At 55.8% G+C, this 16,249-nt stretch carries 12 protein-coding genes and 1 pseudogene; 12 read left to right on the top strand and 1 reads right to left on the bottom strand.

From position 1 onward, the window contains the following. The first annotated feature begins 41 nt into the window (after nucleotides 1–41). Nucleotides 42–347 (top strand): DUF1292 domain-containing protein, encoded by a 306-nt coding sequence (locus tag AC3WQH_RS00355; protein WP_005836311.1) that lies wholly within the window; start codon nucleotides 42–44, stop codon nucleotides 345–347. A gap of 92 nt (nucleotides 348–439) precedes the next feature. Here the strand turns inward: AC3WQH_RS00355 and AC3WQH_RS00350 are convergent, their stop codons facing one another. Next, nucleotides 440–817, bottom strand: a complete 378-nt coding sequence (locus AC3WQH_RS00350; protein WP_005836313.1) for a YflT domain-containing protein — start codon at nucleotides 815–817, stop codon at nucleotides 440–442. Nucleotides 818–1,330: 513 nt separating this feature from the next. Here AC3WQH_RS00350 and AC3WQH_RS00345 point away from each other — a divergent pair. The 11 genes and pseudogenes from AC3WQH_RS00345 (at nucleotide 1,331) to AC3WQH_RS00295 (ending at nucleotide 16,190) form a co-directional block, all read left to right on the top strand. Further along, a complete protein-coding gene (locus AC3WQH_RS00345) occupies nucleotides 1,331–3,301 on the top strand; it encodes a DNA gyrase/topoisomerase IV subunit B (RefSeq protein ID WP_035317597.1) in 1,971 nt (656 codons plus the stop codon). A 2-nt stretch (nucleotides 3,302–3,303) separates the two neighbouring features. Beyond that, on the top strand, nucleotides 3,304–5,853 hold the full coding sequence (parC, locus tag AC3WQH_RS00340; protein ID WP_025845952.1) for a DNA topoisomerase IV subunit A: 2,550 nt from the start codon (nucleotides 3,304–3,306) through the stop codon (nucleotides 5,851–5,853). A 6-nt stretch (nucleotides 5,854–5,859) separates the two neighbouring features. Beyond that, nucleotides 5,860–6,186: a hypothetical protein gene (locus AC3WQH_RS00335; protein WP_005836319.1), complete on the top strand. Its 327-nt coding sequence runs from the start codon at nucleotides 5,860–5,862 to the stop codon at nucleotides 6,184–6,186. 210 nt (nucleotides 6,187–6,396) lie between these two features. Continuing rightward, nucleotides 6,397–7,044: pseudogene (locus AC3WQH_RS00330) on the top strand (nitroreductase family protein). Nucleotides 7,045–7,197: 153 nt separating this feature from the next. Further along, nucleotides 7,198–7,878: a metallophosphoesterase family protein gene (locus tag AC3WQH_RS00325; protein ID WP_025845948.1), complete on the top strand. Its 681-nt coding sequence runs from the start codon at nucleotides 7,198–7,200 to the stop codon at nucleotides 7,876–7,878. 224 nt (nucleotides 7,879–8,102) lie between these two features. Further along, a complete protein-coding gene (locus AC3WQH_RS00320) occupies nucleotides 8,103–9,143 on the top strand; it encodes a Gfo/Idh/MocA family protein (protein WP_025845946.1) in 1,041 nt (346 codons plus the stop codon). Between the two features lie 46 nt (nucleotides 9,144–9,189). Continuing rightward, nucleotides 9,190–9,402, top strand: coding sequence for a hypothetical protein (locus AC3WQH_RS00315; protein WP_005836325.1), 213 nt, complete (start codon nucleotides 9,190–9,192; stop codon nucleotides 9,400–9,402). Nucleotides 9,403–9,533: 131 nt separating this feature from the next. After that, nucleotides 9,534–10,025, top strand: coding sequence for a MarR family transcriptional regulator (locus tag AC3WQH_RS00310; protein WP_039971944.1), 492 nt, complete (start codon nucleotides 9,534–9,536; stop codon nucleotides 10,023–10,025). Nucleotides 10,026–10,107: 82 nt separating this feature from the next. After that, nucleotides 10,108–11,283, top strand: coding sequence for an MFS transporter (locus tag AC3WQH_RS00305; protein WP_483072741.1), 1,176 nt, complete (start codon nucleotides 10,108–10,110; stop codon nucleotides 11,281–11,283). A gap of 84 nt (nucleotides 11,284–11,367) precedes the next feature. After that, nucleotides 11,368–13,776 (top strand): AAA family ATPase, encoded by a 2,409-nt coding sequence (locus tag AC3WQH_RS00300; RefSeq protein ID WP_492331868.1) that lies wholly within the window; start codon nucleotides 11,368–11,370, stop codon nucleotides 13,774–13,776. Between the two features lie 143 nt (nucleotides 13,777–13,919). After that, nucleotides 13,920–16,190 carry a S8 family serine peptidase gene (locus AC3WQH_RS00295; protein ID WP_492331879.1) on the top strand — a complete coding sequence of 757 codons (2,271 nt, stop codon included), beginning with the start codon at nucleotides 13,920–13,922 and terminating at the stop codon, nucleotides 16,188–16,190. Nucleotides 16,191–16,249 lie beyond the last annotated feature (59 nt).

Genomic DNA, 16,249 nt, shown 5'->3' with positions numbered 1-16,249 from the left:
ATGGTGTAGAGAACCAATATCAGCATAAGGACGTGAACGCATTGACAGAAGATAGCAAAGACCTCGAATTGGGCGATATCATTACGCTGGACGATGAAAACGGTGAACCGTTGGGTGATTTTGAAGTAGTGGCGATGTTCGACCTGAACGGTAAAGAATATATTGCCTTGACGGAAGCGCTCGAAGACGAGGAGGCCGAAGAAGAGCTGGATGAAGAAGTAGACATCTTCGTATTCCAGATCGACGGCGGCGAAATGGTTCCATTGGAAGAAGACGAAGAAAGCGCTGTGTACGCGAAGCTGAACGAGGTTCTGGAAGGCATTGAACTGATCGACAAAGGCGAATAATCGTGTGCCCGCGTTGTTGCGGGATGCTCGCAAGCGTAAAAAAGCCACTGCCTGGTTTGAACAAACCGGCAGCGGCTTTTTTGATGGGCAGATCAGTCGTTCATTTTGATGATGTTGTCTTTCAGGTCGCGGACGACCAAAAGGCAGGTGTAGTCCGTTTCTTGCAGCTCCCTGACCAGCGCGGAGCATTCATCCTTGGTCAACCCGAGCTTTTCGAGCCGGGTGCGCAGCTCCTCGCCGCCGTTGTCGAAGAAGTGGGCTTTGCTGTCGATGTCGCCTACAGCACTTTCAAAATGCGTACTGTATTTATAAAAATTGTCGCGTTGATTCGAGTGGTTTTTATCGGGATTCCACTTCAGCACCCAAATGTCATCCTTATGATAGCCAGACGAGTTCAACGCCTGAATGTCCGAAACCAGCTCCTGATCGTACCGATGAAACTTGACAAACGGCTTGGTCGCACTTATCAACGTTATTCCCCCCTATGTCGCCTCAGGAATCGATGCTCTAATAGGTTGCCCGCCCGCGCGGTATAGATGAATGGAAATAGTTGCGTGCGCGATGTCGGAAGAAATTGTTTGAACGAGCAGGGATTTTCCAAAACGAGCAAGAAATAAAGTAAAGAGCGCAGGCGGGGACTGGTTTCGCTTTGACCTCGCTTTGCTGCAAATGCTACACTAATGACGAAGCGTCATATGCTTGGGCTAAACGGTTTCGGCCTGACGCCAGTGGATACGGGGAATACTGTGCAGGATCGGCCATCTCGCTAGGGGCGGGGTGGTTTTTTTGCCCCATTTTGTGACTAGCGTTGAATACTATGGGAAGCATACGGTACAATAGCGATTAAGTGTTCGCTTTTTTTGTGAAATATTCCCTTTCGGACGGAAAGGATGTTTTCCCAAGAGCAAGGCGATGACCTGTGCGGTTACCAAAACGAAAGCCTGTTTTGGACGCTTTTTCGAAAAGTAGAGGGGAGAGCGCGATTGAAGGAAACAGACACACTACATACACTGACCTATACCGAGGAAGATATCCAGGTACTGGAGGGCCTGATCGCCGTCCGCAAGCGCCCTGGGATGTACATAGGCTCGACCGGAAGCAGAGGTTTGCACCATCTCCTGTGGGAAATCGTCGACAATGCCAAGGATGAGGCGTTGGCTGGCGTCAATGATACGATCATCGTCACGTTGTACAAGGATGGCAGCGTCAGCGTCGAGGACCACGGTCGGGGAATTCCGACGGGGATGCACAAGACGGGACGGCCCGTTCCGGAAGTCATTTTTACGACGCTTCACGCCGGAGGAAAATTCGGCGGCGGCGGCTATAAAAAAAGCGGCGGTTTGCACGGCGTAGGCTCCAGCGTCGTCGTGGCCTTGTCCAAGTGGCTCGAAGTGGAGATTCACCGCGAAGGCAAGATTCACAAGCAGCGCTTTGCCTACGTAGTCGACGAAAAAGGCATCGAGCACGTCGGCAAGCCCGTTACAGACCTTGAAGTGACCGGAACGACCAAAAGGACAGGTACGACTGTGCGCTTCCTGCCGGACGAGGCAATATTTGGCAGCGCGCGCTTTGACTACGAGACGATTCGCGATCGTTTCCGGGAAACGGCGTTTTTGCTCAAGAAACTGCGCATGGTGCTGATTGACGAGCGCGGCCCGGAGAAGAAGCGGGAAGAATTTTACTTCGAGGACGGTCTGAAGTCGTACGTCTCCTATTTGAATGAGGGGAAAAACACGCTGCACCCGATCGTTTATTTTGAAGGGGAAAAAGACAACGTCTACGTCGAGCTGGCTTTTCAGTACAACGACGGCTACGCGGAAACGCTCGTCTCCTACGTCAACTCGATCGTCACGACAGACGGCGGTACGCATGTCACCGGATTTCGCAACGGAACGACCCGGATTTTCAACGAGTTCGCGCGGAAAAAAGGGTATTTGAAGGACAAAGATCCCAACTTGACAGGAAATGATTTGCGGGAAGGTTTCCTCGGTGTGCTGTCATTGCAAATGGCTGATGTCCAGTTCGAGTCCCAAACCAAGGACAAGCTGGGCAACGAAGAAGCGCGGGCGATCGTCGAGCAAATTGTCTCCGAGAAGCTGGGCTTCTTCCTCGAGGAAAATCCGGAAATAGGCAAGCTTTTGATCGACAAGGCGTTGCGCTCCGCTGAAATTCGCGAGGAGCTGCGCAAACAGCGCGAAGCTCTGCGCGGAGACAAAAAAGGCAAGACGGCGAAAAAACGCAAATCCATTTCGGAAAAATTCACGCCGCCGCAATACCGGGATTCCAAACGCAATGAACTGTTTCTCGTCGAAGGTGACTCTGCGGGCGGCTCTGCGAAGCAGGCGCGCAACTCCGAGTTCCAGGCGCTGTTTTCTCTGCGGGGAAAACCGTTGAATACGGAAAAGGCCAAGCTGTCTGAAGTGTTGGCGAACGAGGAGTTCCGCACGATTCTGGAAGTGCTGGAGACGGACATCGGGGAAGACTTCGACATCGAAAACTGCGCGTTTGACAAAGTCATCATCATGTCCGATGCGGACGTCGACGGCTCCCACATCCAGACGCTTTTGCTTACGTTTTTCTTCCGCTACATGCGCCCGATGATCGCCGCCGGTCATCTGTACATCGCCCAGCCGCCTTTGTACCAGGTGAAAAAACAGGTGAAGGGCAAGCAGACGGAGTCGATCTACTGTTGGAGCGACCACGAGCTGGAGCAGGCGTTAAAACGGGTCGGACGCGGCGCAGAAGTACAGCGCTACAAAGGCTTGGGCGAGATGAACGCCGATCAGTTGTGGGAAACTACGATGAACCCGGAGACGCGAAAACTCATTAAAGTCGAGCTAGAAGACCTCGCTCACTGTGAAAAGCTCGTGACGGTTCTGATGGGGGACAAAGTGCCTCCGCGTCGCGAGTGGATCGAGAACCACGTTACCTTTGAAGTGGGAGAGGATGAATAAACATGTTGTCCAATCAGATCATTAACCAGAGCTTCGCGGAAATCATGGGCAAGCGGTTTGGGGATTACGCCAACCTGGTTATCCTCTCCCGCGCGATTCCCGACGCCCGCGATGGCCTGAAGCCAGTGCAGCGCCGGATTTTGTACGCGATGTACCAGGAAGGCAATACGCACGACAAGCCGTACCGCAAATCGGCCAAAACAGTCGGGTACGTCATGGGTACGTACCATCCGCACGGCGACTCGGCGATTTACGAAACGATGGTGCGCATGGCGCAATGGTGGAAAATGCGCCAGGTGCTCATTCAGGGACACGGCAACTTCGGAAGCCTCGACGCCGACCCGCCAGCGGCGATGCGTTACACGGAGTCGAGACTGTCCGCGCTCGCTAACGAGCTTTTGCGCGATATTGAAAAAGATACGGTCATCTTCATCCCGAACTACGACAACTCGGCGCAGCAGCCGGCCGTGTTGCCGTCGCGCTTTCCAAACTTGCTGGTGAACGGCGCTACCGGGATTGCCGTCGGCTTTGCCACCGATATTCCTACCCACAACCTGGGCGAAGTCATAGACGCGGCGATCGCGCAGATGAAAAATCCGAACATCTCGCTCGACGAACTGATGAAGCACGTCAAAGGCCCGGATTTTCCGACCGGGGGCATCGTCCAAGGGGTGTCGGGTATTCGCAAGGCGTTTGAGACAGGCCGCGGCCAGTTCATCATTCGCGCGAAGACCCACATGGAAGAGCCAAAGGGCGGGAAAGTGAAAAAGATCGTCATTTCGGAAATTCCTTACGAAGTGGTCAAGTCCAAGCTGGTCGCGCAAATAGACGAGCTGGTGATGGACCGCAAAATCGAAGGCGCGATGGCCGTCCGCGACGAGACAGGGCGCAAGGAAGCGGAAATGAACAAGGTCCGCATCGTCGTCGACATTCGCAAGGAAGCAGATGAGCAGGCGATTCTGAATTACTTGTACAAAAACACCGACCTGCAAATTTACTACAACTACAACATGAACGTGATCCACGAAGGAACCATCCGCCAGATGGGACTTAAAGCGCTGCTCGGTGCGTATATCGACCACCAGAAAGAAGTCGTGACGAATCGCTGCAACTACGACCTTGAGCGCAAGAGCAAACGCAAGCACATCGTCGAGGGGTTGATTCGCGCCAAATCCATTTTGCGCGAAATCGTCGATACGATTATGGATTCCGAAGACCGGTCCGACGCCAAGAAAAACATCATGGAGAAGTACGGCTTCACGGATGAGCAGGCCGATGCGATTTTGAGCATCCAGCTCGCCTCCCTGACCCGGCTGGACATCGTCAAGCTGGAAAAAGAGCTTTCGACTTTGGCCAAAGAGATCGAGGAGCTTGAAGCGATTCTCGCCAGCGAGAAAAAGCTGATTCAGGTCATCACAAGCGAGCTGAACGAAATCAAGAAAAAGTACGCCGAAGAGCGCCTGACCGAAATCCAGGGAGAGATCGAGGAAATCAAGATCGACATCGCGATGCAGATCAATGCGGAAGACTGCATCGTCACGCTCACCAACGAAGGATACATCAAGCGGACGAGTCCGCGCTCCTTCAAGTCAGTGGGCGGAACCCTGGAAACGTGCGGGGTCAAGGAAGGGGACAAGGTTCGCTACTTCGTGGAGACGAATACGTCCCATACCGCCTTGTTTTTCACGCAGGACGGGAAGTATTTCGCCACGCTCGTCAATGCTTTCCCGGACGACAAGTGGAAGGACATCGGCTCCGCGCTGGTCAACGTCATCCCGCTGGAAAAAAATCAGCGCATTGTCGGCTTTACGATCGTGGAAAACTTCAAGCAGCCGCTGTTTGTTTACCACGTCAGCAAAAACGGGCTGATTAAAAAGACCGCGCTGTCCGAGTACGAGACCAATCGTTCGAGCGCGTTGGTGGCTGCCAAGCTGAAATCAGAAGATGACGAATTTGTGCATGTATTTGTGACAGGCGAAGCAGGCGGCATTTTAGGGGCGACCCGAGACGGCATGGGCATTCGCTTCCCGCAGGGAGAAGTCAGCCCGACCGGCCGCGCTTCCAGTGGCGTTAAGGCGATTACGCTCGCGCCTGACGATGCGGTCGTCACCATGCTCCCGATTGAGGAAGAGGACAGCCGCGCCTTCACGCTATTGACAGCCGAAGGTGTGGTCAAGCGGACAGCGATTGCGGCCATTCCGCTGCAAGGCCGGGCCGGAAAAGGCGTACAGCTTATTCGCAAGCGCAAAAACCACCCGCACCAGCTTGCGGCAGTGTTCATCGACGAGACGGTGTACGCGTGGACGGCGCAAAACGAATGGACGCTGGTCGACACGAGCCTGGTCAACGTCAACGAGCAGGGCGGAATTGGTCGCCACCTGGTAGAAGGCGGCGTCAAATCCGTTGTGTTCGAAACCGTCCTGCCGACAGAGGAAGCAAAAGAAGAACCAGCAAAAGGCTCTGGAGAGGGCGAATCCGCGAGTGTGCAACCGAAGTCGACAGCGGCGCCTGTCACTTTGTTCGATCTCGAACCTGGCGAAGAGAAGGAATGATGGAAAATGGCAACTCCGTTTGAAGCTTTTGTATCCCCATTGAGCTGGCAGCAGGTGTCGCTTTTGCTCGATACCGTCCTGTATTTTGAAGACGCGCCCAAGCTGCTTTCGCTTCCGCAGGAGGAAGGCCCGAGCGTGCCTGTTCCGGTGACGGCAGACACGCTGAAAAAGATGCTGGCGAGTCTCGATGAGAACGACGCTTTTGAGCGCAAGCCATTCGCGCTTCGCTGGGAAGGCGGCGAGGATGCGGACAGCGGCCACCTCATCGTGCAACTGCCGAACAACGAAACCGTGAGACAACCCGCCGTCCTGTCGGCGTTCTCGCCTGTGTAGGCAAAAAGAGCGGATGAAGCAAACGCTTTGGCTCTCGTCCAGGCACCTGTACATGTTTTTTGTACAAGTGCCTGGACGTGCCAAAGCGTTTTTTTACGTTTTCTTACAGTTCAAAGGATTGCCAAAAGATTGGCAGATATGATACAGTTTGAACACTTCCGTTTTTTTATAAACAAAGGTTAGTTACTTACTGATTGGAGGAGTAAGGAGATGGAACAAGTCATGAACAAAAAGGCTTTTTTTGACGTCATTTCTGAACGGCGATCGGTGCGTCATTACGATCCAACGGTGAAAATTTCCCGCGACGAGCTGAAAGAGATGCTGGCCGAAGCTACGTTGGCGCCATCCAGCTCCAACCTTCAGCCTTGGCGCTTCCTCATCATCGACGAGCAGGAGCTGAAAGAAAAGCTGCTGCCGATTGCGTTCAACCAGAAGCAAGTCGTTGAGGCTGCGGCGATCGTCGCCGTGCTGGGCGACTAAGAGGGCTACAAGCAGGCTGAGCAAATTTACCAGAAAGCCATCGACGCAGGCTACATGACCGAAGAGGCGAAGGCGACGATGATCGCCAACATCAATCGCCGCTACGAAAATCGCGAGCGCAGTCTGATTAAGGAAATTGCTCTCGTGGATGGCGGGCTTGTTTCCATGCAGTTCATGCTCGTGGCAAAAGCGCGTGGCTACGACACGGTGCCCATGGGCGGCTACAACGCCGAATTGTTCAAAGAGGCGTTCAACATTTCCGACCGCTACGAAACCGTCATGCTGATCGCCGTGGGCAAAGCGGCGCAGCCAGGTCATCCGACCACCCGGCTCGATGTGGACGACATTACGTTCTGGAACGAAATGCCAAGCAAATAAACGGGCGTACGCACGACAGTCACGGGTCTTTTCGACCGTGGCTGTCTGTTTTTTGCCAGACAATCTTGCCCGCAGGGTAGAAATCGGGCGGGAGGGAGCGTACAATGAAACAGAAAAAGCGGAAGCGTACAGACAGAAGAAAGAAGGGTTAGGATGAATCGGATATTGGCAATCAGCGATATTCACGGGGAGCTGGACAAGCTGGAGTCGCTGATGGAGCTTGTGAATTACGATCCGCAGCACGACCAGCTCATTTTGCTCGGCGATTATGTCGACCGCGGGCCGAAGTCCAGAGAAGTCGTGGAAAAAGTGAAGCAGCTTCATGCGCAAGGGGCGATTGTCCTGATGGGCAATCATGACCATATGATGGTGAAATCGTTCGAGCAGGACCCGGTATTTATCGAGCGCTGGTTTCGCAATGGCGCCCAGGCGACGTTGGCCAGCTACGGCCACGCGGCTGCACAGACCGAACCGGGGGCGCCAGCGTCTCTGGAAGTGACGCCGGAAGTGCAGGAGCACCTCGATTTTTTGGGCGGACTGGCCCATTATCACGAGACGGATGAATACATTTTTGTCCACGGTGGCGTGCATCCGCAGACGCCTGTGGCGGAAACCGACCCGTACAAGCTGATGTGGATTCGCGACGAGTTCCACAAAGGCTACCAAGGGGAAAAGACCGTCGTGTTCGGGCATACCCCGACGGAAAATTTGCACGGGAAGCACGACGTCTACTTCGGCGAAAACAACATCATCGGCATTGACGGCGGCGCTGTTTTCGGCGGGCGGTTGCATTGCCTGGAGCTGCCCAGCCGCAAAGTGTACTCGGTCGAATAAAACAACCAGTGGGAAAGGACGGCAGGCCCCAGGAAGGGCTTGCCGTCTTTTTCAGTCGCATGCCACGACAAAAAAGCGGGCCGAAGCGAAGTTTTCCAATGGAGCAAATATCTGTATAATGAGAATATTGCGAAATGATTTACCGACAAGCTGGACAACCTGCGACTTCAGCCTTGCTTCTGTCAAAAGGCGGACAGGAACCAGGAAAAAGGGGAGAGGATACCGTGACATTGAAAGTCGGCATTATCGGCTGCGGTTCGATCGCTACGCATCGCCATGCGCCTGAGTACAGCAGCAATCCGTACACACAAATCCACCTCGTCTACGACCCCAATCCCGAGCGCGCGCAAAAACTGGCAGCCCAGTACGGCGGACAAGTAGCTGGCAGTTGGGAAGAAGTCGTCCACCATCCGGAACTTGCAGCGATCAGCGACTGCTCGACAAACGAAATGCACCACATCATCACCACACAGGCGCTGCTCGCCGGGAAGCATGTGCTGTGCGAAAAGCCGATGGCGACGACGAGCGAGGGGGCGGAGACGATTCTCGCCGCAGCGCGCGCTTCGGGGAAGATTTTGATGGTCGACCACAACCAGCGCCTCGTACCCGCCCATCAAAAGGCGCGGCAACTGATCGCGGCAGGCGAGCTGGGAAAAATTCTTTCGTTCAAGACGAGCTTCGGGCATAAAGGTCCGGAGTATTGGAGCGCCAATCGGACAAAAGGCACGTGGTTTTTCAAAAAAGCGCGCTCAGCGCTCGGAGTGGCAGGCGATTTGGGCATTCATAAGGTGGATCTGCTGCGCTATTTGCTCCAGGACGAGATCGTTCAGGTCAGCGCGTTTGCAGACGTCCTGGACAAAAAAGACGAACAGGGCCAGCCCATCGAGGTGTGCGACCATATGGTATGCCTCCTGAAAACGCAGTCGGGCGCAGTAGGCACGGCGTCGTTCAGTTGGAGCTATTACGGCGATGAGGACAACAGCACGATTTTATACGGCGAGCGCGGCATCATGAAAATTTTTGCCGACCCGCAAAAGGACATCGAGGTCGTGACCGCAGGCGGCGAGCGAGCGGTTTACCAGATCGGTGCGATGCAGACCAATGACGCACAGACCAAAAGTGGCGTCATCGACGCGTTTGTCGAGGCGATTCGCACGGGAACTGCTCCGGCGGTGACAGGAGAAGACGGGCTGTACGCCTTGCGCATTATCGAAGCGGCGATGGAGTCCGCTGCGACGGGGAGAAGCGTCGAGCTTTTTGTCTGATCGTAGCATGAGGGAGAAGAGCGTTGGTCACACTAGGAGGGGAGGTGTGACCGCTGTGGAAGGAAACATTCAGGTCAACGGCAAGGACTATCAGTGCGAATGCACATACGATGGCGATTCGCAGTACAACGTGCAGGTGCGAAACGGCAAAAAGGTGGTTGCGAACTATAAAATTTCGGCAGGCTCGGAAGGCGAAGTGCTGGAGTCTGCGCGCGCCCATTTTGCCGCCGACGTGGAATTGGGAAATGTGCAAGGGTAACGCTCAAGCAAGACCGCAGCTCGGGACGGCAGGGCTGCGGTTTTTTGCTTGCCACTTGTCTTCAAACGTGATACAGTGAAAATGTTTCCGAGGAAACAAAAAGGCGATTGGCAAAGGAGCTGACTTCTGAATTGGATCAGAAAACGAAAATTTGGAATCAGTGGCTCGCGCTTCTCCATAAACAGGAGGAGCAGAGCAAACGCCGCGAAGCGCTGCTCTTGCGCCTCATCCAGAACAGCATTCCCGAATACCAGCATCTGGGCAGCCTCTCGGTCACGGAGCTGCACGTCATTTCCGCGATTGGCCGAGATACCCGGATGAACGTAACGACGATTGCGCAAAACATCGGGGTCACGAAAAGCGCGATTTCGAAAATTACGGTGAAGCTGCTGAAAAAAGGGCTGCTGGAGCGCTACCAACTGGAAGACAACCAGAAGGAAGTTTTTTTCCGCCTGACCAAAGTGGGCGAGCTGGTGAACAGCATTCACGATAGCTTTCACGCGCGGCTGGAGAAAAACGTGTACCGCTTTTTGGACAACTACAGCGAAGCAGAGCTGGCGTTTGTCGCGCGGTTCATTGGCGAAGCGACAAAAGAGCTGGAAAAGAACTGGGCAAAGACGTGAAGGGAGACGGATTCGGGTTCTCCCTAACGTTTTCGCAAATTGTTTCCTTGGACACAATTATGAGAATGAGGTGAAACCGCAAATGGATGCGAAAAAAGTACTCGTCTTGTTGGGCGTGACCATTTTGCTCGGAACGTTTGCCCAAAATTTGTTTATGCCGATTCTGCCCGCCATGCAAAAGGCGTTTGCGACGAGCGAATACTGGATCAACCTGACAATCTCGCTGTTTACGGTCATGCTGGCTGTGATGCAGATCGTCTACGGGCCGCTCGTGGATCGGTTCGGCCGGAAAAAGGTGCTGATTCCGGCACTCGTCCTGTATGCGCTTGCTTCCGTCGGCTGCTATCTGGCTGATTCGATTGCTTCCTTGCTCGTTTTTCGCGCGATTCAAGGCGCAGGCTTCGCCGCGATCCCGATTGTGGCTGCCACGATGATTGGCGACCTGTTTGCGGGCAACGAGCGGGCGAATGCGATGGGAACGTACCAGATGATGCTGGCGGTAGGACCAGCCATCGGCCCGTTGCTCGGCGGCTGGATCGGGGGAGTGGGCGGACATTCGGCTGTCTTTGCATTTTTGGCCGTAACCGCAGTTCTTTTGCTCATCGGGAACGGACTGTTGCTGCCGGAGACGAAAAACAGCCAGACAGCCGCGAGAAGCTTTCACTTGCGCGCCTACTGCGATATTTTCCGGCAGCCGACGGGAGCGGCCGTGATTTTGCTCGGCTTTGCGCAAATGTTTACGTATTACTGCTTCCTGCTGTTCATCCCCGTCGAGCTGACGCACCGCTACCACTTGTCCAGCGAGCGAATCGGTCTGTTGTTTTTGCTCACATCGGTCGTCTTTATGATTAGCAGCAAGCTGGCTGCCCGTGTGCAAAAGCGGTGGGGATCGCGCAAAGCACTCGTCTGGACAGCCGGAATGCACGCTGTTGCGACTTTTTTGTTCATGGCGGCAGCAGATGCATCGCTCGTCTTGCTCGTCGTGACAAGCGCGCTGTTCGTTCTGGCACTCGGAATCGGGATGCCGGTGCATACTACGCTCTTGTCGGAAGTGTTTGAACAGGAACGGGCCACCGCGATTGGCGTCTACAACCTGATCCGCTACATGGGCATGGCGGCGGGACCCGTAGCGGGAGCGGCGATGTACGGAGCGGGCGGCACCTGGCTGGAGTTTGGCGCAGCGGGACTTCTGCTCGTGCTCGCGGTTCTGTTTGCCGCGAAAAACGCGGGCGGGCTGCGCCTTGGCAAAAGCGCATAACGGCAAGTTTGCCGCATCACCTTTTCTTCCACCTGCAAATGTGCTACAACAAAGAATGACACAAGAGCGGGAGGAGCAAAAAGCATGCAACAACAACACGAGCGAGATCGGCAGCCTGCCAGAGAGGGCGCGCTGGTCGACCCCGCACAAATTCAAGCATACACAGAGGCCGAATGTTTGGCCCTTTTGCAAAAAATAGAAGAGGCACGTACCGACAGTCCGGACGAGCAGCGCGATCGGGCAGAAGCGGCGGTCCTGACCAGGCTGTCCGTTTTGCGCATGGCGAAAAAAGGCGGCTATGCGCTGGCGCAGGAGTGGCTGGAGCGGGCGCTGTCGCTTAAGCCGAACGATCTGTACGCACTGGGTGTACAACTGCGGCTCGCCTTTTCGCAACTGCGCAGCCATCCGTTTGAAACCGGGTTTCCGACCGTTCGCGAGACGGATAATGTCGTCGCCAAAAGACGAGCCGTAGAGGTGCTGCGCGAAAAAGCGCTGCTCGCCCAAGCGGAAATCGAACAGTGGCAGGCGATTGCCAAAGAAGCGCTGCATACGGCACATAAGCTGGGGGACGAGCAGGCGAGAGCGACAGCGGAACGTCTGGTCGACCTGTACGGCAGGCGGCAGAGGCTGCTGGCCGAGCTGCTGGAGCGCGTCCAATCGTACGGGGCATCGCTCTCCGGCGTGTTTTTCTCGGCAGAGATGTTGAACCAGTTGCAGGAGACGATTCGCGCCCTGAATTTGCAGGCACAGGAAAAGGCGCAGCTTTTGCCGGAAGACGAGCCGGACGTCGCCAGCGAAGCGCCTGCAGCCGAGCGCCATAGCAAGCTGTCAGCGCTGGAGCAGTTGGAGAGCCTGATCGGACTGCGTGACATCAAGCAGCGAGTGCGCCAGCTTGCCCAGTTTTTGCAATACCGGAAACTGCGCGAGGAAAAAGGCTGGCACATGCACGATCAACTGCCGCTGCACCTCGTGCTGATGGGCAATCCGGGCACGGGCAAGACGACGCTGGCCCGTTTGATCGCTCGCCTGTACCACGAGCTGGGGCTGCTTGCCAACGGGCAGTTGATCGAAGTGGACCGCTCTCATCTGGTAGGCGGATACGTCGGGCAGACGGAGCAGCGGGTGATGGAGGCGATCAAGCAGGCGGACGGCGGAGTGCTGTTCATCGACGAAGCGTACAGCTTGAAGCGGCCGGACAGCTCGGGCAGCGACTACGGGCAAAACGCGATCGACACGCTGGTGGCTGCGATGACGAGCGGGGAGTACGCCGGACGGTTTGTGGTCATGCTCGCCGGCTACCCGGAAGAAATGCGGCAGTTTTTGTACGCCAATCCGGGCTTGTACAGCCGCTTTCCGCAGGCAGGCCACTTTGTTTTGCCGGACTACGACGCAGACGAGCTGGTGCAAATTGCGGACGCGGTAGCGGCGCGAAACGACTTTACGCTGACGGATGCTGCCAAGACGGCGTTGCGGGAGCGCATCGAAAAAGCGCAGGTGGACGATACGTTCGGCAATGCCCGCACCGTCACCAATCTGGTGCTGGACGCGATATTCGCCAAAGGGCGGGCGACCGCGGGCAAAGCGCTGCAATGGGACGACTTCACGATTTTGCGGCCGGAGGATGTCAGCGAAGCGCCCCAGCCGACTGCGGAATCGTCCGCCGAAGCACAGCTCCAGTCGTTGATCGGGCTTGAAGCGGTGAAGGCCGAGCTGAAAAAAATCGCCGCCTATGTCGCCGTGCAGCAGGAGCGGGCGGCCAGAGGCTTGCCCAAGAACGCGATTGAGCTGCACGCCGTGTTTACAGGCAATCCGGGCACGGGGAAAACGACGGTAGCGCAACTGTACGCGCAAATGTTGCAGGAGGTCGGGTATTTGAAGCGCGGTCACCTCGTCACGGCAAGCCGTGCGGATCTGGTCGCAGGCTTCGTCGGACAGACGGCGGCGCTCACCCGCAGAAAAGTGCGCGAGGCGTTGGGCGGTGTGCTGTTCATTGATGAAGCATACGCCCTGCTCGGACCGGGCCAGCAAGACTTCGGCCAGGAGGCGGTCCACACGCTCGTCGAGGAAATGACGAGACACGCGGAAAACCTGGTTGTGGTGCTGGCAGGCTACTCCAGGGAAATGAACGGGCTGCTCCTGAGCAATCCGGGACTTTTGTCGCGATTTAAAAAGTACATCCACTTCCCCGACTACTCCGTGGAAGAGCTTGTGCAAATTTTAGAGCAGGCGGCACAGAAGGCGGGCTATGTGATCGAGGACAACGCCGTGGCGGCGATTCGGCAAAGGCTGGAAAAAGCGTCCCAGGAGCAGCGGCTGCATGGAAACGGGCGGTTCAGCTACAATCTTTTGCAGGAGGCGATCCAGAACCAGGCGCTGCGCATTACGGGCATGTCCCGCGAGAGCTGGGACCAGGAGCTGCTGGCGACGCTTTTATGGAGCGACTTTCAACCGTTGCTGACATGGGAAAGCGAGGAAAATGGGACAAAAGCCTAGTTTTTGTCCCAGGCGTCTGCCTTCCTACTCTTTTGACAATTCACCCGATCCCGTATAATGGAAAAACAAGGCCATGAGGGGAAGGGTGTTTTTCTTTGCAAAAAAGATGGCAGGCAACATTATCGACAACAATCGCTTTGAGCATGCTGCTGGCAAGCTTGCCGGCAGAGGCCAGGCAGCAGCCGGGAGAGAGACGGGGACATATCGAGATCGAAGCCAAGGAAGAGCTGGCGATAGAGAAAACATCGTCGAGACGGAGCGCTTCTGACCTCGTCGTCATCCAGTTGTCCGGCCCGGTGCGCGAACAATGGAAAGAACAACTGGAAGATTTGGGTGCTACTCTGGGCGATTACATACCGGATTACGCCTTTTTGGCCAAGCTGGCTCGCGAGGAGCAACGCGCAGAAATCGAGCGGCTTTCCTTTGTGAAAAAAGTGATTCCGTATCATCCGCAGGCCAAGCTGGCTCCGCAGTTGCGATCCACCCTGGGAAAAACGAAAGCCGTAGAGGTAGCCGTAATTGGCTTCGACCAACAGGTGGACATGCTGCGCACCGTCAGCCGGCTGGCGGATGAAGCAGATATAAAAGAGATCGAGTCGCCAAAGATCGCGCCGCATATCTCCATCGTCACGATGAACGAAGACGCGATTGGACAAGTTATCGAATCGGAGGACGTCATCGCGATCGTCCCTGTCCCGGAAAATGAACTGCACAACGACATCGCAGCGACGATCATCCATGCGGACGAGCTGGCTTCTACAGGCTACACTGGCAAGGGACAGATCGTCGGCGTAGCGGATACAGGGCTGGATACGGGCGACCTGAAGTCGATGCACCCGGATTTTCAAGGCCAGGTCAAAAGCTTGTACGCCATGGGCAGAAAAGACGATGCCAGCGACAGGCACGGGCATGGCACGCACGTGGCCGGGGCTGTTCTTGGCACAGGCGAGGCATCGAACGGGCAGTACAAAGGGATGGCTCCCGACGCGAAGCTCGTCTTTCACTCGATTGAAGACCGCAGCGGCAAGCTGGTGACCGACGTGGAAACGATTTTGCAGGAAGCGTACGAGGACGGCGCCCGGATTCATTCGGATTCTTGGGGCGCCAATGACAAAGGAGACTACAGTTTAAGCTCGTTTTTGTTTGACCGATTTTTGTGGGAGCATCCGGACATGACCGCGCTGATCGCGGCGGGCAACTTTGGAGTGGCTGGCTATCAGAGCGTCGGCAGCCCGGCTACCGCCAAAAATGTGATCGCCGTTGGCGCGTCGGAAAACGTCCGCCCGAGCCTTGGCGACCACTCGGATAACAAGGACGAGGTATGGGAAGACAGCAGTCGCGGACTGACAGCGGACGGACGTTTGAAGCCGGATATCGTGGCTCCGGGCACGTCGATTTTGTCGACCCGCTCTTCGCTTGCGCCGAGCAAAAATTTTGACAAGCGCTTCAACGACTACTACGCCTATATGAGCGGCACGAGCATGGCGACACCGATTCTCGCGGGCGGCGTCGCGCAAGTCCGGCAGTATTTGGACGAGCAGGGGGAGAAGGAGCCGAGCGGTGCCCTGCTCAAAGCGATGCTGTTGACGAGCGCGGATGATCTCGGCGAAGACATGCGCAAGCAAGGCTTCGGACGGGCGAATTTGGAGCAGGCGATCCAGACGAGCTACAAAGACGTCAAGGACGGGTTGCGGACGCGCGAAAAGGCCGAGTACGCGGTCAAGGTGACAGACAGCTCGAAGCCGCTTGCGATCACGCTTGCCTGGACGGACTATCCGGCTTCGTTTGCCGCCCGGCGCACTCTGGTCAACGACTTGAATCTGAAGGTCACGACCCCGAGCGGCGAGCGCCTGAACGGAAACGACTTTTTCGAAGCGCCGTACGACGACCAGGAAGACAACCTGAACAACGTCGAGCAGATTTGGATTTTGCAGCCGGAAAAAGGGACGTACACCGTGACCGTGGAAGGCTACAACATTCCAAAAGGCCCGCAGCCGTACGCCATCGCCACGACCGGGAAATGGGCGAAGGTCAAGGATGAGGACGAAGACGGCCAGGAAGAGGATGACGACAACAGCGGCCAAGAGGGCAACGAAGACTATGAGATCAGAAGCGAATGGAAAAAAGGGACGCTGAACAAAAAGACTCCTTACAAGGAGTACGTCATCCGCAGCTTTGTAGCGGGAGAGATGAGCTTGTCGCTGGAATGGGACGAGGAAGCGGACCTGCAAGTGTACGTGTACGACAACAACAAGAAGGAGCTGGCTGTCGCGACGGGGACGGACAATCCCGAGGCGCTGTCGGTGAAGCTGCCGAAGTCCGGTCTGTACAAGGTGCGAGTGGAGCTTGCGGACGGCAAAGAAGCGAATTTTCGCATGGACTTGCGGTATCCGGGACGAACGAAAAAGCGCTAGTTACTCCCGACAGCGTGGCGAGCGCGATGAATAAACGGAAAAGACACAGCCTTTGCTCT

The sequence above is a fragment of the Brevibacillus sp. FW301-21C12A genome, assembly GCF_058788915.1.
Note: the sequence above shows the minus strand (reverse complement) of the source record. Positions and strands in the feature narration are given on the sequence as shown.